Source organism: Fibrobacter sp. UWB13 (assembly GCF_900177805.1).
Lineage (GTDB): Bacteria > Fibrobacterota > Fibrobacteria > Fibrobacterales > Fibrobacteraceae > Fibrobacter.
In genome coordinates, this window is sequence record NZ_FXAX01000002.1 from 325,392 (window position 1) to 348,466 (window position 23,075).

Below are 23,075 nucleotides of genomic sequence, written 5' to 3' on the forward strand. Positions count from 1 at the left end.
ATGGAAAATTTTACTCTTAAACAATTTGCCCCTTCCAACAAGCTTCCATCCCAAAGCCTCTTCATCGAAGCCTCGGCAGGCACAGGCAAAACATACACCATCCAGTTGATGGTCGCAAAACTTATTAGCCTTGGCACACCGCTCAAAAAAATTCTGATCGTCACGTACACCGAAAAAGCGGCTGGCGAGTTGAAAGACCGTATTCGCAAAAAAATCGACGAAGTCCTCGTAAACCGAAAAATCGACAAAAGCGACGAAACCGAACAACCGCTTAGCGATGCAGAACTCACCCTGTTCACGAAAGCCTATCAAGATGTCGATAACGCAGCCATTTTCACCATCCATTCCTTCTGTCAAAAAGCACTCAAGGAATTTGCCTACGATGCAGGGCGTCCATTCGACATGTCCATGATCGACGACAAGGAAGTTAACGACCTCATCGAAAAGTTCATTCGCGACAATTGGAGCAACGATAAAGATTTTAATTTATTGTTAGATTTCGAAGAAAAGACATCTTCTTTCATCCGCGATTTGAAAGAAAAATTCATCAAAGCTATTAACGCCTATAAAGGTTCGGATTCCAACAGTAAAGAAGTTATCCCACTGGATAAAATTGAAGAAATCTCAGTTCTGGGCTATACCTTAAGCACCGAAGACAAGCGAAAAATCGCCGAAGCAGAAAAATTTGATGACATAAAAAAATTTCCGGCATACAGCAAAGCTTTTGAAATTCTTAAAGGCAGCCCTGATCACAGATTCGGCAGTACAGCAAAGAAGTCCATAAAGAATTTTACAGACACTCTCGGAAAATGGGAAAAAGGAGCTTCCCTTTATTCTGGTTCAGAGTTCAAAGATGGCAAGTATCTTCAAACAAACTGGCAACCAGACGTTTACGAGTCCTTCGTTGCATTCAAAGTACTCAACAATTTCCTCAAAAATTTCAATGATATTTTGTTGAACAATTTTTTGATTGCTCAAACGCCTATCGTTTTTGATGAATGGCAAAAACACAAGACCGATATGAAAGTCCAGTCGTTCAACGACATGATTCTCTCGGTCCACCAAGCCGTACTCGACAACAGTAAGGGAGATTCCCCACTCAAGACAAGGCTTCGTGCGCAATACACCTACGCCATCATCGACGAATTCCAGGACACAAACCAGCTGCAATGGGATATTTTCAGCGCCGTTTTCGACAAAATTTTTGTCGTGGGCGACCCGAAACAGTCAATCTACAGCTTCCAAGGCGCCGATGTAAACGTCTACCAGAAAGCGATTCAAGAAATCAAAAATGGCATGTCGTTAAAGACAAACTTTAGATCGACAAAAGGCATCATCGATGGTTGCAATGAACTTTTCAAAGGCAGTTTTTTCACGCCCTACGAAGGTTCTACCAAGCTCATCAATTTCGAGGGTTCGCTTTCACCAGATAAAGAAGGTCAAATCAAAGCTTTGCCCCAAATCAACGGCAAAGAAGTCGCTCCTATTTGGATTAGCCAACAAGATATTGAAGAAACCGATTTTGCCCAAGCCACTGTCCAAAAAATTGTAGAATGGTGTTCCTTTGTTGGCAATAAGACCGTTTTGCAGGTTTTCGACAAAAAAGACTGCACCAAACTCAGAAACGTCACCTTCAAAGATTTCGCCATCCTCGCCCGCAGCCGAAGCGAAATGGAAGAAATCGAAGACGCCATGCGTGCAGCCGGCGTACCGTTCAGCCGCTACAAAGACAGCAACCTTTTCAGCAGCCGCGAATGCGCTGAATGGATTGCACTATTCAAAGCCATTGATGCGCCCGATTTTTCCGCTTGGAACAGACGTCTCCTGAGCGAAGCTCTCATCACAGACTTCTTCAGAATTTCTTGTCAAGAAATCGAATATGTCGAAAGCGAAGCGTTTGACGACCCCGAAAATCCAGTCCGTAAAAAAATAAATGCTTGGCAAGAACTCGCCCAAAAGCGCCGCTATGCAGAAATGCTCGAGCGCATTTACAGCGATACGCAAATCGAAGAACGACTGACTGAAATTTCCAAATTACAGAACTTGGCAAAACTCCGCCAAATCGGCAACTACGCCGTTGAATACCTCTACAATCACAATTGCTCCCTCGAAGATACCGTACGCCACCTAGAAGCTCTTGCCAGCTACAGTACAGGTGCCGATGACGAAGATGGAAACCTCATCGAAAAGAGTACCGACTACGACGCCGTGCAAATCATGACCATTCACGCCTCGAAGGGGCTTGAATTCCCGATCGTCATTTCCGTTGCAGGCTTTAAGCAAAGATACACGCAAGACTCTGGACCGTTCCTTTATCACGACCAAAACGAAATTAAGCTCGGTTTCGGAGACACTGCTAGACAAAAACGCGCGCAGGAAGAACTCGAAGAATGGAAGCGACTTTTCTACGTCGACTTCACACGAGCATCATCTATATTGATTTTGCCACGCTACAAAAAATGGTACGGATCAAATAAAGTCAAGGATGAATTCAAGTTCCTTGAAAGTTCCATAAAAGAACTCATCCAAGCCGACGAACAACGCGATTCCGATAAAAAGCTGACAACAACATTGCCAACTCTTGAAAACTGGGATCCTAACACATTAAAGCAAAGCGTCAGAAACAACATTCTCAAGCCGCTCAATGAAAAATCCGGAGCAGGCGCAGTTTTGACGAACGAAGAAATCGCTCAAAATATCGCCCAGCAAAAGATCAACATGGCAAGCTTGCAGGGAAAAATCGCTACCGCAAGCATTATGCAATTTTCATACAGCACGCTTTCAGGAAAGGCTGATTCGCAAATCGAATCCGATGACGGTAGCAACATCAACCCCAATGGCGATGACACAACGGCAACACAAACAACCGCCGTCAAGATTAGCGATATCGACAAAGAGGTGAAAAACTGCACTATTGCTTTCAACGAAGAACTTGATTACCAGACGAACCTGAACGAAACTGCGAAAAAATTCCCGCGTGGTTCGCATGCCGGTAATGCCCTCCACCGCATTTTCGAAAACACCAAGTTCATGGAATTCGGTGAAAAAAACAAGACTCTCGAACAGGCTCTCGCCAATCCAAAGACGCAGAACCTCATCGAAGAAGAATTCAAGCGCGAATCGCTCCCCATCTGGAATCATCACGAAGCTTGGCACGACATCGCCACACGTTACACGTGGAATACGCTAAACGCTAGGTTGCCAGAAATCGCAGGTAGCACGACGACATCGGAGACGTTCGCACTTGTTGACATTCCCGAAAGCGATCACAAGCCCGAAGTTCAATTCAACCAAAACGCATCCGAGAAAGATATTCTCTGGCGTTTCTGCAAGGGATTTATCGACTTGCTTTTCGTCCGCCCCATAAATGGTCAAAAGTACTATTCCATTCTCGACTGGAAATCGGACATGCTCGAAAACAACGTCTACACGCCCGATGCGCTCAAGGAAAAAGTCGACAACGACTACTCCATCCAGCGCGTGCTTTACAGCTATTGCCTGATTCAATGGCTTAAGCAGTTCTACGGCGAAGGCACCGACGAGAACTTGAGCGAATCTAAAATTTTCGAGAAACACTTTGGCGGCATCTATTACGCGTTCATCCGTGGCACCGAAGGCGGCACCTCCAAGGGCATTTACGCACAAACTTGGGAAAGCTACGATAAACTCGAAAAAGCCTATCAAAAAGTAAAAAAACTCATGAGCAAGACCTCCAATAAGGAGGGAAAATAATATGAATAACAAAACACTCGCTACACAATCGATTGACGAATTCATTGACGCCCTCATTGAAATACGCGGGCTCGTTCCGCTTGACAAGCACTTGCTCCATCTGCTTTTTGAAATCAAAAGCGACATTTCTCTCCAAACGCAAAAATTCTTGACGCTCAGTATGTCGCTTCTCGACGACGGCAACACGCGCGTTCCGCTAGACGCAGAACAGTTCACGGAAAAGTGGACCCGCAAATGGAACGGTCTTGTCGCTCTCAGTATCAGCACATCCGAAGAAGATATCGACGAAAGCGCCTTTGCAACTGCAAACGATTTTGCAAGCATCATCAGCGATGGTATTCAAGACATTTTGACAAAAGACTTTTCCGCCATCATGGAAAGCCGCGAGACCGACACAGAGTCCGTCGAAGACGCCATGAGCAAGCCTTTTGTCCTCGCCAAGCGCAATAACGGAACGCACCTTTACTTTACCAAGCATTTCGATGCCAAATGCGTGATTGAAAAAGCAGCGAAGATTTTGTTCAAGGACGGCAGCAAGCCGAGCCAAAAAGAAATCGATGATTGCACACAAAAAATCGCTGACATGTGCGAGCCTAAAGACGGCAAAAAGTTCATCATCAAGGAACGCCAAGCCGAAGCCATCATCCGTGGGCAAACAGAAAACCTGGTCATCACTGGCGGCCCGGGCACCGGCAAGACAACCGTCGTTCTCTACATTCTGTGGAACCTGCTCGCAAACCACAGCGAAATGCTCGACTGGAACATCTATCTCGCCGCTCCGAGCGGCAAGGCAGCCGACCGCATGCGCGAAAGCCTTATCGGCGGTCTCTCAAATATTCTTGACGAACAAAAGACCGGCGATAACGAGCGTATTTTCCGCAAACTGAACGAACTCGAAAGCAGCACCATCCACCGTCTGCTCCGATTCTCCAGAAGCAAGGGATGTTTCACATTCAACCGCAAAGAACAATTCCCCAAGAATTCCATCTTCGTCATCGACGAAGCTAGCATGATCGACATCGAAATGTTCGCAGCCCTCCTCGAAGCCATCCCCGAAGGCGCACGCATATTCATCCTCGGTGACTCATTCCAGCTCCCGTCTGTTGATTCCGGAGCCGTCCTCGGTGAAATCCTGAAAGTGCAATCCGGCAAGGATTTCTCCGTCATGCTCAACGAATCCAACCGATTTGACGACAGTTCAAACATCGGTAAGCTCGCTGCAGAAATCAAGAAAGTTGCCGAAAGCAAGGACAACAACCAGTTCGTCCCGCACAAATTCACCATTACCGGTGAAGAGTCTGCTCCTGAAAATGACGAGTCCCCAAAATTCAAGGACAAAGTTCTTTACAAGAGCCTCGAAACTGGCGACAAACCGCTTACGAAAAAAGAAGAGGAAAAGCTCATCGAATCGTTCATTAGCGAATGGTCTCAAGATTTCGCCAAGCTTCCCGAGTTCGCCGTGCAAATCAACCCACAACGCACCGGCATTGAAGCAGATGACCCCGATAAAATTGAAACAAAACGTCGCAATGACATTTGGAAGCTTTCGTTGACAAAGCGAATCCTCTGCGCTGAACGTCGTGGCCTCCGAGGCGTAGAAAACATAAACAAAAAAGTTTGTTCTAAAATCAAGAGTCTATGGAGCGCTAAAAAGAAAAAAGAAGGCGAAACCGTCCAATGGGACGACTCCGGCTATTTCCCTGGACAGCTCCTGATTATTACCAAAAACCAGGAAATGTTCAAGCTTTACAACGGCGACACAGGCATCGTCGTCTTTGACGGCAACACTCCCTGCCTCATGCTCAAAAAAGCGCCTCCACAAAGAAAGGACCTCCAAAAGACTCGCGATGACTATGTATTCTACCCGCTTTCGATCCTCCCCAAGGATGCAATCGCGACAGCATTTGCCATCACCATCCACAAGTCGCAAGGCTCCGAGTACAATCACGTGACCATGTTCCTGCCGACCAAAATCGGGCACCCCCTGCTCACGAACCAAATCATCTACACAGGCATTACCCGCGCTATGGATAGCGTCACCATCATCGCAAACAACGACACATTCGAAGCCGCCGTGACCACGGTCAGCGAGCGTGACACGGGAATTTCGCTATAGTTTTGCAAATCCCCGTTTTTCCACCCGCGTTTCTGTGTATATTTAAGTAAGAAAAAAAATAAAGGAAGAAAAATGGCAACAATCAAAGAACTCAAAGCAAATGGCGCCCCGCGTTTCAAAGTCCCGGGCAAAGAAGAAATCTACGACGCATTCGACCAGTTCCTCGCTGAGAACTTCCTCGGTGAATCCGTCGAAGCCATCCCCGCAGCACCGGCCAACGGCGAATTCGCTCCGCAGGCAGTCGCCCTTTACGCCATCGCCAACACCGGCAAAGGCAACGCAGGCCTCTGGAAAGCAGGCACCGGTACGTCCTCCAAGAATTGGGACCTCAGCTTTTTGCAGGGCATCCTGAACCAGTTTTCCACCCTCCCGGCAGCCACCCGCGGCAAGACTGTTTCCGAAATCAAGGAACAGCTCGAAGACTTCGCCTCCAAGAAGTTCGCAAAGAATCCCGCAAACGCCCGTAACGGACTTTTGCACCTCTGCAACCCGAACATCTACGCCCCGATCTATTCCTTTGCAGATAAACTCGCCATCTGCAAGGAACAGTCCCGTTTGCTCGAAGACTTCAAACTTTCTAAGCGCTGGGACAGCGGTCTCTTGAAGCTCAAAGTGTTCCGCAAAGACGGCTACGTCGCCATCCAAACCGACGAACAGCTCTGCTGGATTTTTGACAAACTCTCGACCATGCACAAAATCGAAGACGAAGAATTCGAAGTCTTCATAAAGAACTACTTCACCGCTCCGAAAAAGAGCACCGCAAAGAAGAAGCTGTAATAGAATGTCACCCCGGATTTATTCCGGGGCCGCCATACACAAATATTTACAGCACATCGCCCGCAATTACGCGGGCGAATTTTTTATTATTGTAGAAAGTAGAAAGACACTACCCAATCGCTATCCAAACCCTACCCAATATAGAGAAAAAGAGTTTTTAATCCGACCCCCATCCCTATCGCACTCAACGCACAAAATGAATTTGTGCAGACAGCATCTGCACAATAAAAAAATTTGAGGAAGATGAACCTGTAAAATTTTCTTAAGCCCCTTGCCAGTTTTTTGGATATTAGGTACATTACATCTCAGCGCGTCATTCCGTAGAAAGGAATGATGCGCTTTTGCTTTATTTGGCTTTGCCATATTGCAAGGGCGCTCCCAGCAAAAATAATAAACACAGGAGACCCAATGACTAAAAAAGAAGTTACCACTTATTCTCAGCAGACATTTGAAAACCTCAAGCACATTGATGAAAACGGGAATGAATTTTGGTACGCAAGAGAACTGCAAATTGCTTTGGAATATACAGAATGGAGAAATTTTGAAAAGAGCATAAAACGAGCAAAGGAAGCTTGCGCATCAAGCGGTTTTGTTGAGACAGATCATTTTGTTGGCGTCAACAAAATGATAAATCTTGCCAAAGGAGCCCAGCGAGAAGTCGCCGATATAAAGCTTTCCCGTTATGCTTGTTACCTGATTGTAATGAATGGGGATCCCCGTAAAGAAGTAATAGCCCTTGGGCAAACATATTTCGCTGTTAAAACTCGTCAAAAGGAAATTTATGATGAAGTTGCACAGCTTTCGGAAGACGAAAAACGTTTGGCCATCCGTGACGAAGTAACGATTCGCAATAAATTCCTAGCCAGCTCCGCAAAAGCTGCCGGAGTCGAAACGCCCATGGATTATGCAGTGTTCCAAAATCGCGGATATCAAGGTCTTTATAACGGCCTGGGAATGAAAGATATTCATAAGCGCAAAGGTCTCAAGAAAAGCGAACAAATATTGGATCACATGGGCGCTACGGAGCTTGCAGCAAACCTGTTCCGCATTACGCAAACAGATGACAAACTCCGTCGTGAAAATATCAAGGGGAAAGAATTAGCGAACGAGACACATTTTGCCGTAGGCAAGAAAGTTCGCCAGACAATTGCTGAACTTGGCGGAACCATGCCAGAAAATCTCCCCACTCCCAAGATCAGTGCCAAAAAGTTGAAACAGGAACGCAAGAAAGCCATTGCGAAGAAATAACAAATCTCGCCAAAAGAGTTCCCATTTCATTTTGACGCACCGATTGTTTCACTGGCGAAACACCGGCCGTTACTTTCTGAAATACCCGCCTCGCACACGACATTACAATCGCATTTTTCGGCCACCCACGCACACATTTTTGCACATTTTTCACCGCATTTCCCATCAAAAACCGCGTTTTTTCATCAAATTTCGCCATTTTTGCAATATTCACCATCACCTCACAAAAAATTTTTTCTGCATAAGCCTCAAAAACGAAAAAGTTGGCACGGCTTTAGCTTAAGGTAGGGTGTAAACAAAAGGGCCAACGGTAAACGCCGAGCCCGCAACAAAAAGAGGTTAAAATTATGATGAACACACAGATCCTTCCGAACGCTTTCTATGGTATCCAGAACTTCATTGACAGCTTGAACGCCGCAAAGGCACAGGGCGAATGCACTTACACGCCGAAGGCAGACTACTACGAAACCGAAGGCGGCTTTGCTCTCGAAGTCGAGCTTCCGGGTGTCAAGAAAGAAGACATGGACATCCAGGTCGAAAAGAATATCTTGACGGTCAAGGCTACCCGCGCACGCAAGGACGAAAAGTTCACTTACGAACGTAGCTTCCGCTTGGCAGACGATATCGATACCGAAAACATTAAAGTCTCCTTGGAAAACGGTATCCTGAAATTCGACCTTACCAAGAAAGCTCAGGCTGCAGCCCGCAAAATTGCCATTGCCTAACGGCAATCGGGCTAGCGCCTCGTGCTGAAAAGCACATCAACCAAGCAATTTTTCATACAACTCCTCCTTAGAACAAAAAATTCCCGGCAGCGATGTCGGGAATTTTTTATTGCCAAAATTTCTTTTTTGTACTATATTTGAATTTGCGAATGATTCTCAAATTGAATTTACACGTACTTGACAGGTTGATGGTTGCGCTGGCGCTCTTTTACACGGAGCGTCACGTTGAACATCACTGTCATGGCGAGCATTGTCACGTCTGCCATCACCTCCACCACTGTCTGGACTTGATTTCGGAATTTTGCTTTGAGCTCGTTGAAGCGCCGATTGAAATCATTTGCCGCTGTTTTCTTTTTAAGTTAGTGAAATTTGCAGTCCTTGTACTGCGCCCGACAACGCTAGTTTCACAAAAGATTTTACTGCTAAATTAACTTTCCAGCAGTACTACAAAATCCTTTTTCAATAGAATTTTGTCATGAACGTCCCAAGACTCGTCTGGGATAACATCAGGCATATTCTTTCTATTGCCCTAAAAAATTATTCAACATTCATAAAAGGTTTAAAAATGAAAAAGCTTTCATTTTGTTTTTTGGCGTGCGCCATTTTTGTCGCAGCGCTCTTCTCCCTCGTAGCCTGCAACAGCGTTTCCGAAAACAAAAAGCAGGAATCACACGAATTCTCCATCATCACCACCATTTATCCAGAATACGCGTGGACAAAAGAAATCCTCGGAACACGCACCGATTCCGTCAATCTCACGTTGCTCATCAAGAACGGCATCGATTTGCACAGTTACAAGCCCACAGCTCACGATGTCGCAAAAATTGCAAGTGCCGACATGGTAATTTACGTCGGTGGCGAATCTGACGAATGGATTAAAGACGCGCTCACAGCATCCCCGAAAAAGGGCCGCGTTGAAATCAATTTGATGGAAGCTCTTGGCGACCGCGTAAAGGCAGAAGAAATCGTCGAAGGCATGCAGGCCGAAGAAAAACACGAGCACCATCACCACGATGAAGAAGTTGAAAATGATGAACACGTTTGGCTCTCGCTGAAGAACGCCGAAATTCTCGTGAAGAAAATCGCCGAAGAACTTTCCAAAATCGACGCAGCCCACGCATCCGCCTACAAGCAAAACTCTGTAGCCTATATCGCCCAAATCCAGTCACTTGACGCAGAATACCGCACCGCAGTAGAAAGCGCCGCCCGCAAGACAGTTCTTTTCGGCGATCGATTTCCTTTTCGCTATCTGGTGGACGATTATGGCATTAAGTATTATGCCGCGTTTGTTGGCTGTTCCGCCGAAAGCGAGGCTAGCTTTGAAACTATCGCATTCCTCGCAGGAAAAATGGACAGCGAATCCCTCCCGTCAATTTTCATTATCGAAAACGGCAATGAAAAAATCGCAAAGGCAGTGCTTGCCGCAAGTAAAAAATCCCAGAACGCACAAATTCTCACCATCAATTCAATGCAGTCTATCACAGAAGAGCAAATAAACAACGGCATCAATTACTTATCGCTAATGAGAGCCAACTTGGAAAACTTGAAAAAGGCTTTGAACTGATATGTTTCTGCTCAAGTGCAACAAAATAACACTGGGATACAACAACAAAGACATCCTTCACAGTTTTGATTACGGGATTCATTCCGGCGAATACCTCTGCATCATAGGCAGAAACGGCTGCGGAAAGACAACATTTTTGCGCGGCCTCGCCGGGGTTTTACGCCCGAAATCCGGGAAGATCGAACTTTGCGACAATCTCAGGCGAAACCAAATCGGCTACTTGCCTCAAATCACGATAGCGCAAAAAGATTTCCCGGCATCCGTCGAAGAGATTGTCCTTTCGGCATTTCAAGGGAAAAGTCTGTTGTTGCCATTTTATGGGAAAGCCCTCCGCAAACGCGCAAACGAATGTTTGGAACTCACGCGGACAGAGAATCTGCGGAAAGAAAGTTTCCGCGAACTTTCTGGCGGTCAAAAGCAGCGCGTTCTTTTGGCGAGGGCTTTGTGCGCTGCCGAGCGCTTGTTGCTTTTGGACGAGCCCGTCACAGGACTTGATCCCGAATCATCGCAGAACATGTACAACATTATCAAGGACCTTCACGAAAATAAGAACATGACTATCGTGATGGTCACGCACGACGTTGAGGCCGCACGCAACAATGCCACCAGAATACTGAACTTTAACGAATTAGTGCATCAACGGAGATGCCCGCTTACTTCGACTGCGCTCAGCACAGGCTCCGGCGGGCATGACAATTTATCCCATGCTTGACAAACTATTTTTCTACCTAGACTTTCCTTTTGTACGCTACGCGATTATTGTCGGAACGCTCATCTCGCTATGTTCCTCGCTTTTGGGCGTCACGCTCGTTCTCAAGCGGTACTCCTACATAGGCGATGGACTTTCGCACGTCGCATTCGGAGCGCTCGCGATTGCTGCCGTTCTTAAAGTCACGAACAACATGCTCATCATTTTGCCCGTGACCGTAGCTGTTGCAATTTTACTCCTTTGCGGTAGCAGAGACTCGCGTTCGGGCATACAAATCAAGGGTGATGCCGCCATCGCCATGGTTTCGGCAGGGGCCCTTGCCATCGGCTATTTGCTGATGAACATATTCTCGTCATCGGCAAATGTCGCGGGCGATGTCTGCACAACGCTATTCGGCTCCATGTCCATTCTTACGCTCAAGCCGACAGACGTTTACCTTTGCGTAATCCTCTCTGCAATCGTCCTCGTAACATTCGTCCTCTTTTACAACAAGATTTCCGCCATCACCTTTGACGAAAATTTTGCACGAGCGACAGGCGTCAACGTCAATTTTTTCAACCTCCTTATCGCCACCATCATCGCAGCGATTATAGTCCTTGCCATGAATCTCGTTGGCGCGTTACTCGTTTCGGCACTCGTCGTATTCCCTGCACTTTCAGCCATGCGAGTTTTCAAAAGCTTTTTCACAGTGACCGTTGCCGCAGCCGTAATTTCCGTCGTCTGTTCCCTCACCGGTATCATCATTGCCATCCTCGCTGGAACTCCTGTAGGTTCAACGATTGTCGCCGCCAACATTGTCGCATTCCTCATCTGTTACACAACAAGTTTCATCCGCTGTAGGAGAGCTTAACGTCATCCTGAGTCCCGGAACGGAGTCCGGGATAAACTCCGCGAAGGATCCATATTTTTTGGAGATCAAATTTTGCATAAGTTATTTACAATTTTTCTTCTACTCCTTTTCACGACCTCGACATTCGCCAAGGAAAATTCCAGCAATGCCGACATTGACCTCACACGTATGAGCAGTACCATGGTCTATTCGATGGTCTACCAAATGGTCACCGACCCTCAAAAATACGTCGGCAAGCGCATCAAAATGAAGGGAGCCTTTTCGAGCTATTTCGATGAAGAAGCAAACCAACGTTTTTTCGGTTGCGTTATCAAGGACGCCCTCGCCTGTTGTTCTCAAGGTCTCGCATTTGAGCTAGCCAAGCCACGCAAGTTTCCAAGCGAATACCCATCCGAAGGCACATCCATCACCATCATCGGCACATTTGAATTTGAAAAAGTAGAAGACGGCATCGGTTTCCCAATAATCAAAGATGCCAAAATGTTCAGATAAGATTTCACCCATACAAAGGATAAAAATGAAAATCAAACATCTCTCTCTTGCCGCGTTCTGCGCGTTCTTTGCCGCATGTAGCGACAGCAATTCCACCTCCACCGATCAGCACGAACACTTCGAAGCCGAAGGTTGGAACCTCTACTGGCCCGACTGGAAACTTGCCTACAGCGTTTACCAGGGCAAAGAAGACAAGAGCCTCGAAACGCTCCGTGTCAATGCAAATTGCCTTAGCGAGCATTTGACGGTCAAGTTCCTCGATGATGAAAAGAAAGAAGTTTCCGCACCCAAGGACGACGAGCACACACTCGGCTGGAGCATTGGCGATGAATCCATCCTCGACATCGAAGCATGTGGCAGTTGGGGCTTCCACCTGAAAGGCGTCAAGGAAGGCGAAACAACGTTGACGCTCAAGGTCAAGCACCACGATCACGCCGACGCACGTACGCCGGAAATCCGCATCATTGTTGACAAAGCCTTGAAGGCAGAAGATTGCCCGTTCCAGGACGATGACGACGATGAATAACACCCTTTTTAGGGCTGTCATGGGGAGCCTCCTTTGCGGAGGCTTCCTTCATTTTTCTTTTGCCCAAGAATTTATCCAAGATTTAGGCAATTCAACAGTTGTCGCTGAACAATCTAGCGAAACAATTTTAAACGGCCTCCGCGAAGACGAAGTTTTAAAAGACGAAAAGCTCGACCGCAAAATTTCTACAACTATCGCAGAGACTATAAAAAACGAGCCTGATATCGCCATCCGCTCCATGGGTCCTGCCGCCGCACGCCCCGTCATCAAAGGGCTTTCAGGCAGTCACGTCACGCTTACCGAAGACGGTTCCTTTTGCGGAGACATGAGCGCTACCTCGCCCGATCACGCCGTTGCATCCGAAGTCCTGACCGCACACAAATTGCGCATCACGCGCGGGCCGCAAATTCTCGCACAATCTTTCGCCACCGCAGGCGGAGTCATTCAAGTCAATCATCAAGACATTCCCTACGATGATTCGCTTTTCCACGGCCACATCGCGAACTACGCCGAAACAGGCCAACCGGGATTCGCAACCGTTATCAGCGCAAACGCAAGCGTTCACGGCGTTTCGCTCAAAGGTGAAGTTTCCGCACGTAACATGGGCGATATGGAAACATCCAAAGGCACGCTCAAAAATACGGATATCGAAAACAGGAGTATTGCCATCGGCGCCGCCTACAGCCTTGACCGTTTCAAGTTTGGAGCCTCATTCCGTTCCTTCAATTCCGATTACGGCATTCCCGGCGGATTCATCGGTGGTCACCCCAACGGTGTAGACATTGAACTATCCAAACGCGATTTTACTTTGCAAGGACTGCACATTCCCGCAGCCCGCCCCGACACACTCAACGTTATCTTCCGTTACAATCAATACCACCACAAGGAATTTGAGACAAAGAAATACGTCGGTGCAGAATTTGCGGTCAATCAAGCAAACTTGCGCATTGAAAAATTCATCGCCAATAGCAATCCATTTTTCGGCATTCGCCTCGGCACAGAACTCGACAGCCGCTCTGTCGAAATGGGTGGTTACGTCTTTACGCCTCCCACCAATTCTTACGCTGCATCGCTATTTTCCATCGCTAGCTTAAGCGGATGGGATGGTTTAGAAATCACCTTATCCGCACGACTGGGCGGAGCATTTTTTAGGCCACGCGAAAGTGTCGTTGCAGACAAAGACGCCATCGAAGACCGCAATTTTGTACTATGGGCATTCGCTGCCGAATTTTCACAAATCGTCGCCCCCGGGAAATTTCTGACACTTGATGTATTCCGCACCACGCGCGCCCCGACCATCGAAGAACTCTACAACCAAGGCCCGCATCTCGCCGCCTACACCTACGAACGCGGCTACCACAAGCTCGACGCCGAAAGCGGTTACGGAGCAGAACTCGAATTTCGAGATTACGGCGAGCACTTCAACTGGCGAGCATCAACGCACATCACGTGGTTCCTGAATCACCTTGCGCCACGCGCCACTGGAGACACCAACTGGTCCCAACTTTTGCCGATTTATCAAGTCAGCGGCGACGACGCGCTCCTCATGGGTGCAAACGCATCCATCGAGACTTCTGCAGAGCAGGGATTCTATGCCCAAACAGGCGCAGGTTATGTTTGTGGATTCTACCAGAACGAAAACTGGAGCGACATGCCACAAATTCCGCCGTTCCATTTTCACGCCGAAATGGCTTACATCTGGCAACACGTCCGCGCAGGAATCAACACGGAATTTGCGCTCGCGCAAAACCGCCTAGACCGCTACGAACAACGCACACCCGGCTACGTCACGTTCGGTGCGCTACTGGAATTCCATTGGGCACTCACGCTCGCCGACTACAGCATCATCCTCCGTGGCGATAACTTGTTCAATGCCGATGTCCGCAACCATCTTTCGCGCCTCAAATCCGTCATGCCCGATAAAGGACGCAATATAAGCATCCTCGCCAAGGTCGAGTTCTAAAAACGATTATTCGCATTGTCCCCCCGGTCACTATGCCGGGGTCGCCATTCCCTATTACATAAAGTGCCACCATATGGTCTTTCTCGCGCGATATTTGTATATTCTTTAGCGTAAAAAAGAAGAATTACGATGGCCGATAAAGAATTGCTTGATAAAGAAGTTTTAAAGACCGTTAGCCGCATTGAACTTTCTGTGCGCGGCACGCTCGACACCGTGATGACCGGAGCTTACCACAGTTCCTTCAAAGGGAACGGTATGGAATTCAGCGAAGTTCGCGAATACATGCCCGGCGATGACGTTCGCACAATTGACTGGAACGTGACCGCCCGAACCGGCACGCCTTACGTCAAAAAGTTCATCGAAGAACGCGAAATGACCATGCTCCTCATGGTCGATGCTTCAAGCAGCTCCGAATTCGGTTCTGGCAAGCAAATGAAAGGTGAAGTCATGGCAACGCTCACGGCTCTCCTCGCCTTTGCGGCCATCAAGAATAACGACAAGGTCGGCCTCCTCATTTATACCGATCAGGTCGAACTTTTCATCCCGCCTGAGAAAGGCCGCAAGCACGTGTTGCGCCTCATCCGCGAAATTCTTTACTTCAAGCCGCAACACCATGGCACCAATACGCAAGTAGCATTGGAATATGCCGGCAAGATTTTGAACCGCAAAGCTGTCGTTGTCGTAATGAGTGACTTTTTGGATGAAGGTTTCGAAAACGCATTCAAGATTTTGCGCAAGCGCCATGACGTTCTCGCCGTGTCCGTCGTTGACCCGCGCGAAATGGAACTTCCGCCCGCAGGCCTCGTAGAACTCGAAGACCCCGAAACCGGTGAAACGCTTTTAATCGACACCGGCGATGCCGCCTTCCGCGAAGCATTCGCTCGCGAAGCCAAACGTCAAGGCAAAGCGACCAAGGAACTATTCCAGCGCATGTCGATTGACTTTGTTCGCATCGAGACGCACGACGACTTCAAGGAAACCGTCGCCCCGCTCATCGAGCACTTCCGCCGCCGCGCTCGCGCTGCCAGCAGATAACGCGAAAGCCGCAAGAATGTAGTTCCTTTTTATCCTTTGCACTTTTCACCACGCCAATCCATTGGCGTGTCACTGCTATTGGCAAGAAAAAGTAACCCATATCGAGCACAACAACATTTACAAATCCTTAACACACCGAAGCGACGCTCCAGCACGCTTATTCATTTTAAAACTATAATAGTTTTCTCCAATCACAGCCTTATAGCATTCATTACTACTTCCGCGATTAGGCACAATCTGATCCACTGTAGTCAATATAATTTGCTTATTCAAATCACGGAATTCACAATTCCTTCCAGCAGACCAATACCCAGCTGGGAGAGCATTAAAACCATACAAATCTTCATTCACACCATCGTCCCAAAAATCCACGGACTTCAACCCGACACCCTTCGCCAAATCTCCATTATTGGCATCATCAAATTCCATCAAGATTTCCAATTCATTCATTGTTGGAACATGCCACCCATCAGGGCAAATACCCTGAACAGGCAAACATATATCAAGATATGCATTTTTGTCATTATAGGACGAATCCAAATTCAACGCAGCACTCCATGAATAAAGACGGCCGTACTTTGTACAAGATTCAGCTTCATTATCATAGCACCACGAATTTCCAGCAAGATTCAACGTCGATAAACTATCAGAATAATTTAAATTTTCCGCCATCCATACCTGATTGCCTATGGTTACAACTTTATATTTCCGCCCATCACGTGGGTCTGTAATTGAGCCATCTATTATTTCGACAGGAGACGGTCGAGATGCTAAAACAGAATCTGTGCATCGATACAACTTTTTAGTTTCTTCAATTATATGAATTAACATCGATTCACGAGAAACTTCCCTCACAACATAATTAGAATCTGCATCAAAATCACATATATAAAAATAGCTCACATCAAAAGCATTAAACCCATCATTTCTAAACCGATCTCGCGGAAATTCACAAGGTCCTTGTTTTGCCATATACGCTTTTCTAAACGCATTTATGGCCGTCTTCTTATCAGTCTTTACAAAACTATAAGAGTCCCCTTTTTTCTGGCATCGATAAAGATTATTTTTATAAGAAACAAATCGCAACTCATCATTGTCTTTACAAGGTTCCTGTTTTCCCCAAAACTCATATTCTTGAGCACGAGTCGAATCAGTCTCTTTAAAAGTGTAAGCCCAAACACCTCTTCTAAGCTCTACACTATCACAAATATAATAGCTAGAATCCGTTTTCACTACACGATAACGGTCACTCTCACGATCACAGGATTTTTCAGAAGCTAAAAATTTATACTCATCATTTATCGGTTGCCAGGATTTTGTCGTACAAACGTACTCTTTACCATGCAATGTATCAATAGTCCATAATTCTCCGACAGAACACACATTTAAGTAATAACTTAATGTATCTTGATTGAATGCGTTCCAAGTCGATCTATACGCATCACATTGATAAACGGTTCCCCTAAACACACCCTTTGTGTGACCACACCCCGAACAACACTTGCCCAAATAATGATTCAGCACAACTTGCTCACTAGATACAGACCAATGGTCTTCATATTGTTCAAGACTCTTATAATATTCTTCGTATCCTATATTTTTTGACTTGAGCATTATACGGTGATCGCAAGTATAATGGACGCTATCAACATCTTCATATACGTAGGCTTCAGCTCCTGAATAACTGCAACTACCAAGTTTCTTTTCGCGTTCCGTCAACAAACGTTTAAATGGCCACAAATTATTATCACAAATAACAGAATCTCCAAAGAACACCGATTTTTCATTTAAAATCGCATAAGCTGACCAATTTGGATCGCATTTTTCTAGACCATATAAATAATCTATCAAACCACTATAAATCTGCCAAGCCATCATTGTACTATTTGGATCACCCCACTTTCGATCCCACAAAAATTTTTTATAAAATCCAAGCCAATTATCTAACAAATTATCGGCAATAGCCACTTTCGTTTCTGCATCATCCCAACTGCCATCAGCAAAATCTTTTCTAAAACTAGAAATCCACTTATCCTGCAATTGCAAAGAATCACCTTCCATAAAAATAACAGGCACCATTATATCATCATTTTTATTTTGAATTTTTTCCAATGGTATATTCACAAATGATCCCGATTCAAGCAGAGACAGTTCCTTTTGTATTTCATTCGAAGCAATCGATTTTGCCGCTGCAAAAGGGAAACCTTCTTTTACAAGATTTTTCACCCTGAGCACTTCAAGATGATTAACCAATCGTACAAGAACACTATCCACATTCGAGATATCCGTCAATGTTTCAAAAGAAAAAGACGTTTCCAATTTACCAACAGAAGTCCATATTCCATCTACAGAAATCTTGACATACGGAGACTTATAAGATCTTTTCGGGAAAAAGAATTTACCCCCTTCGATATCCCCCTCTATTTTCGTTCCTTCATTCAAAGAACTATCAAGTTCAGTAACATAAACATTTTTTGCTTTAAAATAATATTCAGAAATACTAATTTTTCCCGATAAAATACGGTTCTGCAGTGGGAAATCTCCATACAAATTATGATTTTTTACCACTTCATAATCCGTGTCCGCATTTTCATAATACATATCTTCATAATAGCACCCAACAAGTCCAAAAAGGATTATGGCAAGGAACGCAAACACGCTTTTTTTTCGATTCAACAAAAAATACATTTTATATCCCTCTGTTGGCATTCTTCATCACCCTTTTGAACATCCATATCAAACAAAAAATCTTTTTTATCAATTTTCAAACGAAAATGATACTGTTTTGTAACATCACAATCATAGCCATCTTCTCTAGAATAAAAACTTGTTGATGGGTCCAAAATTTCAAATTTACCCTTGTTCAAAAGCTTTACATCACTATAATCGTCATTACGAACAATCACTTTTTGGGCATTTTTGCAATTAAAATCACTACAACCATAGATTTCAACTAGGATAGAATTTAGGGTTCTACCATTATAATAATCATTAGGATTACCATCAAATACAATACTTAAACTTATCGAAAAGGGTTCATTAGATTTATTCAGCGTTCCCGAAACAAGGACTACATTAGAGAGAGAATCTTCTGACTTCGTTTTTAATTCACTACTAAGAGGTGTATAATTTCTAAAATAATAAGCATCGTATAAATTTTCTTTTTTTATAAACTCAAGTAATGCGGAGTCTGCAGATTTCCATGATGCAGATTTCACCACAACACGATCAATATTATTTTTTACCGTATAATAATCGTACTGAGAACCGCAACCTTCAAGAGAATAGGCTGCCCAAAAACACAATAGCACGCAACAAAAAAGTTTCATATTTAACAAATCCATAGCAATAATGGCTATATAAAAAATATATCTTTTTGAAAAAATATATACGTTTTTCATCGCCGTTATTAAACCGTTCATCCGTCAAATTTGTTCGGGTTCTTGATTTAAACAAATTCTAGTTTCAAAGATTTAAATTCAGAAATACTTTCAAATTCCATTTCAAATAAAAACAAATATTGCTATTAGACTCACACTCTGCGAGCCTAAACTACAACTTTTTTCTTCAGTAACCCTTCTTGGATTCTACATGAAGCAAATATTTTGAACTTTATTACAAGGAATGGAGTAACACTAATTAAACCGTCGCCGGTCTATACCCGAGCAACTTCATGCTATAAAGCGCAGTACCCTTGCTGATGCTGCGAACACCCGTAGCATATCCGAAAATTTTTCGAAGCGGCACGTCGGCTTTTAAAAAGTGCGTTTTGCCATCGCCTTCGATTTCTTTCACTTTGCCGTCACGCGCCTGGATATCGCCCGTCACAAGCCCTGCAAAATTCACCGGGCATTCGAGCGAAAGTTCCATCACAGGTTCATACAACTGCACATCTACAGGCTTCACGAGTTTTGCCACCGCATCGGCACAGCACTTCTTGATCATCGGCGGGAGCGCCCCCTCCGTCCATTCAAAGCGATGGACTTCAAAACGCACACCCACAAGCGGGCCCTTGCCGAGCACACCAACTTCAGTCGATTCCAAAAGCGCCGAGCGCACGCCTGCCAAAATTTCAAGCGGAGCCTTTTCCATAAATTCCGCAGACAGGCGGATGTCATGAGCATCGCCTTCTAGCGGAGAAGCCGAGATGCTAATAGACATTTTATGCGGACCAATCTGGAACGTATTTTCAGCAGGTCCCACTTCTCGACACAAGCGTTCTTGCCAGCGCACCTCGGGGCTCCCGGCACGCACTTCGCAGCCAAATTCACGCTTAAGACGAGCAAGCAAAACATCGAGCTGCACCTCGCCCACGGTATGCAAATACCAAAATCCGCCATCGTCCTTTTGCACGCGGAAACTCGGGTCCATTCGCGCAAGCACCGAAAGGCTGCGCTCCACGTGGGCGTAATCTTCCGTGCGCACACATTCCACACGCGTCTGCAACAACGGCAAATAATTTTCGCTGATGGATGGCGCGGTATTCCCATTCAGCGCGACATTTTCAACAACATTCCCCGCCGCATCTCGCTCCGCGCTCTCGCTGCACATTCCACAACCATCTAACCGAATCACCTGCCCGAGTTCCGTTTCAAACGGCGAGACCATCGCATAAATATCGCCCGAACGGATTTCATCCACTGGCAAAAGCATATTCGCCTTAAGCCTTGAAAATTCAAAACCCGCCGGCCAATCGCGATGCAACAAATCCACGTGACTGCGGAACAGCGAAATCTCGCCCACGCCACGGAAATGCCTCAAGCGCACAACTTGCCCAAGCTCATTTTCACCAAACGTCGGGACTTCCGGCAAAAAGAACGAAAGCGCCGTCACAAGGCTGCGAATGCCAAATCCTTCCAGCGCAGAACCCGCATAACAAATCACATATTCATCACTTGCGGCAAGAGCCTTGAGCCCGCGCAAAAGCATCTTCGGCGGCACCGGCTTATTTTCTAGTGCAAGCGACAAAATTTCATCGTCAAAGTTGCTTGCAAATTCCACAGCCTCGTCGTAATACTTTTTTAAAAGCGCACGCTCTTCCGCCGCACCCGCATCCGATTCCCAACCGTCATCGAGAACTTCCGCACCCGATTCCGAATGCACCAAACGGCTCTGGCTCAGCACATCGAGCATCGCACACATCTTGCCATTTTTAAACTGCGGCACAGACATGAGCACCGGGCGCACGCCAAGCGTTTCTTCAATGTTGATGAGCGTTTCATCCAGCGAGTAATCGGGATTATCGAGCTTATTTACGAACAAAATTGTACGCACGCGAGATTCGCGCAACTTGCGGAACGACGCAAGCGTCTGCGTTTCAACGCCACTTGCGGCACTTACCACAAGCACTGCGCCTTCCACAGCCGTAAGCGCCATATCAACTTCGGCACCAAAGTCGACATGCCCCGGCGTATCAATAAAATTGAACCATGTATTTTTCCATTCGAAATGCGCCACGCCACTTTCAATCGTGATGCCGCGTTCCTTTTCTTCGGGCATGTAGTCCATCGTGGCTAAGCCATCTTCCACGCGCCCCGGGCGGTGAATTTCGCCCGCTGCGAAAAGGATTCTCTCAGAAAGTGTCGTCTTGCCCGCATCAACGTGGGCGAGAATGGCAATATTTCGAATCGGCTGTTTCATAAGCCCAAAGATACATTTTTACCGGTTCATGAACGAGAGTTTCAGCGCATTCTTGTAGAGTCGATTTGCCCAAGCTTCGTGGCTTGCAGATTCGCCATAAAGGTCATCCAGAATCGTCCGGATTCCCGCCACACCGCCACCTTTTTTCAAGATGTACACCACAAGCAGGCTAATCACACCCAGCGACGAATTGATAATGTCCAAGTCCGTATTCGCAAGCTGGAATGCGGCCAAGTGGTACGCATCATCGGAATCCTCCTTGATGAGTTTATCTACATCTGCAAGCGTTTCAAAGCGTAAGAACTTCAGCGCCTTCAAAAAAGGCATCATCGACGACTCGTGAATTTCAGCCTGGTTGATTGCGGCAATGCGCTGGTTCAGCTTGTCAAATGGTCGCAATTTCAGGTAATTCGTAAACGAGTCGCCATTCAACGCCACTTCATCAAAGCGTCCCGAATGCACAAGCGACTGCACATGATATCTGTAATTGTTAATTTCCGTTCGAATCTTGCAGAACTGTTCATCGACAAGTTCAAGCATGCCCGCAAGGCGATTCAAATTGCGCAAGTATTCATGCGGAATTTCAAAGCCCGACTTGTAACCCGTATCGTGGTCCAGCGTTGCCCACACATGTTGCAAAGCCGTACGCATCTGGATTTCAAATCGAATTTCATTGAGCTCAGGGCACTCCGGATCTTCGAACAATGCTTTCGGAATGGTACATATAAAGTGTAACGAGTTATAGCCAAAACTGTCGAGCTCGTGCATTTTGCGTTTGTCAACGCTATTTTTCCAGTCAATTTCAAACAAGCTCTCGACAAGCGCTGCGATTTTATCCACATCGTCGTTATAGAACGCAATCACGCGGGCACCCAAAATATCGGTCAAATCAGTCAAAGACTTGTACTTGCCATTTTTACGTTCAAGTTTTTCGGCAAGGCTTGCTTCGGCCTTGATTCGCGCTTCAACAGCAGTCACATAGATGTTATTCTCTGCCACTTTTTTCTTGAGCAAGTCGCAAACAAAATCTCTCAACCGTTCATAAATCGGCATCTTTTCGCGATAATCCTCAAGGATCATCGTTTCAGCAGGATTCAACCCATATTTTTCAACAGAGTCTTCGCTCATTATTTTCTACCGCCAAATATCTTTTCAATCAAGTCCGTAAATTCCGCATACGCAAAAGTTCCTTCAAGTTCTTTCAACGATGCCGCCAAACCGCGATAATGCCATTCGTGTTCCTTAATATCGGTCACGTGGAAAATTTTCCAGAGTTCATCGCCTTTTTGGACAAAATCACGGTAAATAATTCTTGCATTGCTGAGCTTATCGCCAAGCGCCACAATCTTTGCATCGCGACTGGCTCGTGCCAAGCGGTCAATCGCCGCCTGCTTGCGGGAATGCCAAGAATCCGATTCGCTCACGCCTTCCATGAATACGTCCGATTCTTCTTCCACAAGTTTTGCCACGCGCGGCCCAAACTCACGACTGATATCATCCAACGTAACAGACGTATCTTCAACGGTATCGTGCAAAGCCGCAGCCGCCATCAATTCCTGGTCATCCGTCATGGTCGCTACAATTTCCACAGCTTCCATCGGGTGGACAATGTACGGGAACCCTTTCCCGCGGCGACCCGTACCGGCATGCGCCTTGACCGCAAAAACAATAGCCTTGTCGAGAACTGATGTATCCATC

At 46.1% G+C, this 23,075-nt stretch carries 17 protein-coding genes; 12 read left to right on the forward strand and 5 right to left on the reverse strand.

The window, feature by feature from the left end; genetic code table 11:
• From B9Y77_RS11080 to B9Y77_RS11135, 12 genes are all read left to right on the forward strand, one after another.
• Positions 1 to 3,732 carry a UvrD-helicase domain-containing protein gene (locus B9Y77_RS11080; protein ID WP_085491677.1) on the forward strand — a complete coding sequence of 1,244 codons (3,732 nt, stop codon included), beginning with the start codon at positions 1 to 3 and terminating at the stop codon, positions 3,730 to 3,732.
• A 1-nt stretch (position 3,733) separates the two neighbouring features.
• Positions 3,734 to 5,848, forward strand: coding sequence for an ATP-dependent DNA helicase (locus B9Y77_RS11085; protein ID WP_085491678.1), 2,115 nt, complete (start codon positions 3,734 to 3,736; stop codon positions 5,846 to 5,848).
• A 72-nt stretch (positions 5,849 to 5,920) separates the two neighbouring features.
• Entirely contained in the window at positions 5,921 to 6,625 is a 705-nt protein-coding gene (locus B9Y77_RS11090) for a hypothetical protein (RefSeq protein WP_085491679.1), read from the forward strand.
• A 408-nt stretch (positions 6,626 to 7,033) separates the two neighbouring features.
• Positions 7,034 to 7,873, forward strand: a complete 840-nt coding sequence (gene dinD / locus B9Y77_RS11095) for a DNA damage-inducible protein D (RefSeq protein ID WP_085491680.1) — start codon at positions 7,034 to 7,036, stop codon at positions 7,871 to 7,873.
• Between the two features lie 347 nt (positions 7,874 to 8,220).
• Positions 8,221 to 8,598 carry an Hsp20/alpha crystallin family protein gene (locus tag B9Y77_RS11100; RefSeq protein WP_085491681.1) on the forward strand — a complete coding sequence of 126 codons (378 nt, stop codon included), beginning with the start codon at positions 8,221 to 8,223 and terminating at the stop codon, positions 8,596 to 8,598.
• A gap of 565 nt (positions 8,599 to 9,163) precedes the next feature.
• Entirely contained in the window at positions 9,164 to 10,162 is a 999-nt protein-coding gene (locus B9Y77_RS11105; protein ID WP_085491682.1) for a metal ABC transporter substrate-binding protein, read from the forward strand.
• Between the two features lies 1 nt (position 10,163).
• Positions 10,164 to 10,874 (forward strand): metal ABC transporter ATP-binding protein, encoded by a 711-nt coding sequence (locus tag B9Y77_RS11110; RefSeq protein ID WP_085491683.1) that lies wholly within the window; start codon positions 10,164 to 10,166, stop codon positions 10,872 to 10,874.
• Positions 10,867 to 11,721 (forward strand): metal ABC transporter permease, encoded by an 855-nt coding sequence (locus B9Y77_RS11115; protein ID WP_085491684.1) that lies wholly within the window; start codon positions 10,867 to 10,869, stop codon positions 11,719 to 11,721. The genes B9Y77_RS11110 and B9Y77_RS11115 overlap by 8 nt, the downstream gene beginning before the upstream one ends.
• Positions 11,722 to 11,793: 72 nt before the next feature.
• The gene (locus B9Y77_RS11120; RefSeq protein ID WP_085491685.1) at positions 11,794 to 12,213 is read left to right on the forward strand and encodes a hypothetical protein; all 420 of its coding nucleotides are present in this window, start codon (positions 11,794 to 11,796) and stop codon (positions 12,211 to 12,213) included.
• Between the two features lie 25 nt (positions 12,214 to 12,238).
• The gene (locus B9Y77_RS11125; RefSeq protein ID WP_254900013.1) at positions 12,239 to 12,739 is read left to right on the forward strand and encodes a hypothetical protein; all 501 of its coding nucleotides are present in this window, start codon (positions 12,239 to 12,241) and stop codon (positions 12,737 to 12,739) included.
• On the forward strand, positions 12,732 to 14,702 hold the full coding sequence (locus tag B9Y77_RS11130; RefSeq protein WP_254900014.1) for a TonB-dependent receptor: 1,971 nt from the start codon (positions 12,732 to 12,734) through the stop codon (positions 14,700 to 14,702). The genes B9Y77_RS11125 and B9Y77_RS11130 overlap by 8 nt, the downstream gene beginning before the upstream one ends.
• Positions 14,703 to 14,831: 129 nt before the next feature.
• Complete coding sequence (locus B9Y77_RS11135) at positions 14,832 to 15,737, forward strand: DUF58 domain-containing protein (protein ID WP_014545921.1); 906 nt, start codon at positions 14,832 to 14,834, stop codon at positions 15,735 to 15,737.
• A 117-nt stretch (positions 15,738 to 15,854) separates the two neighbouring features.
• Here the strand turns inward: B9Y77_RS11135 and B9Y77_RS16245 are convergent, their stop codons facing one another.
• From B9Y77_RS16245 to B9Y77_RS11160, 5 genes are all read right to left on the reverse strand, one after another.
• Complete coding sequence (locus B9Y77_RS16245; protein ID WP_085491687.1) at positions 15,855 to 18,446, reverse strand: FISUMP domain-containing protein; 2,592 nt, start codon at positions 18,444 to 18,446, stop codon at positions 15,855 to 15,857.
• The gene (locus B9Y77_RS11145) at positions 18,410 to 19,159 is read right to left on the reverse strand and encodes a hypothetical protein (RefSeq protein ID WP_085491688.1); all 750 of its coding nucleotides are present in this window, start codon (positions 19,157 to 19,159) and stop codon (positions 18,410 to 18,412) included. The genes B9Y77_RS16245 and B9Y77_RS11145 overlap by 37 nt, the downstream gene beginning before the upstream one ends.
• 217 nt (positions 19,160 to 19,376) lie before the next feature.
• Entirely contained in the window at positions 19,377 to 21,377 is a 2,001-nt protein-coding gene (locus tag B9Y77_RS11150; RefSeq protein WP_085491689.1) for a GTP-binding protein, read from the reverse strand.
• 18 nt (positions 21,378 to 21,395) lie between these two features.
• Positions 21,396 to 22,505 carry a GTP pyrophosphokinase gene (locus B9Y77_RS11155; protein ID WP_073424776.1) on the reverse strand — a complete coding sequence of 370 codons (1,110 nt, stop codon included), beginning with the start codon at positions 22,503 to 22,505 and terminating at the stop codon, positions 21,396 to 21,398.
• Entirely contained in the window at positions 22,505 to 23,074 is a 570-nt protein-coding gene (locus B9Y77_RS11160) for an HD domain-containing protein (protein WP_073424775.1), read from the reverse strand. Before B9Y77_RS11160 ends, B9Y77_RS11155 begins: the two co-directional genes overlap by 1 nt.
• Between the last annotated feature and the right edge of the window lies 1 nt (position 23,075).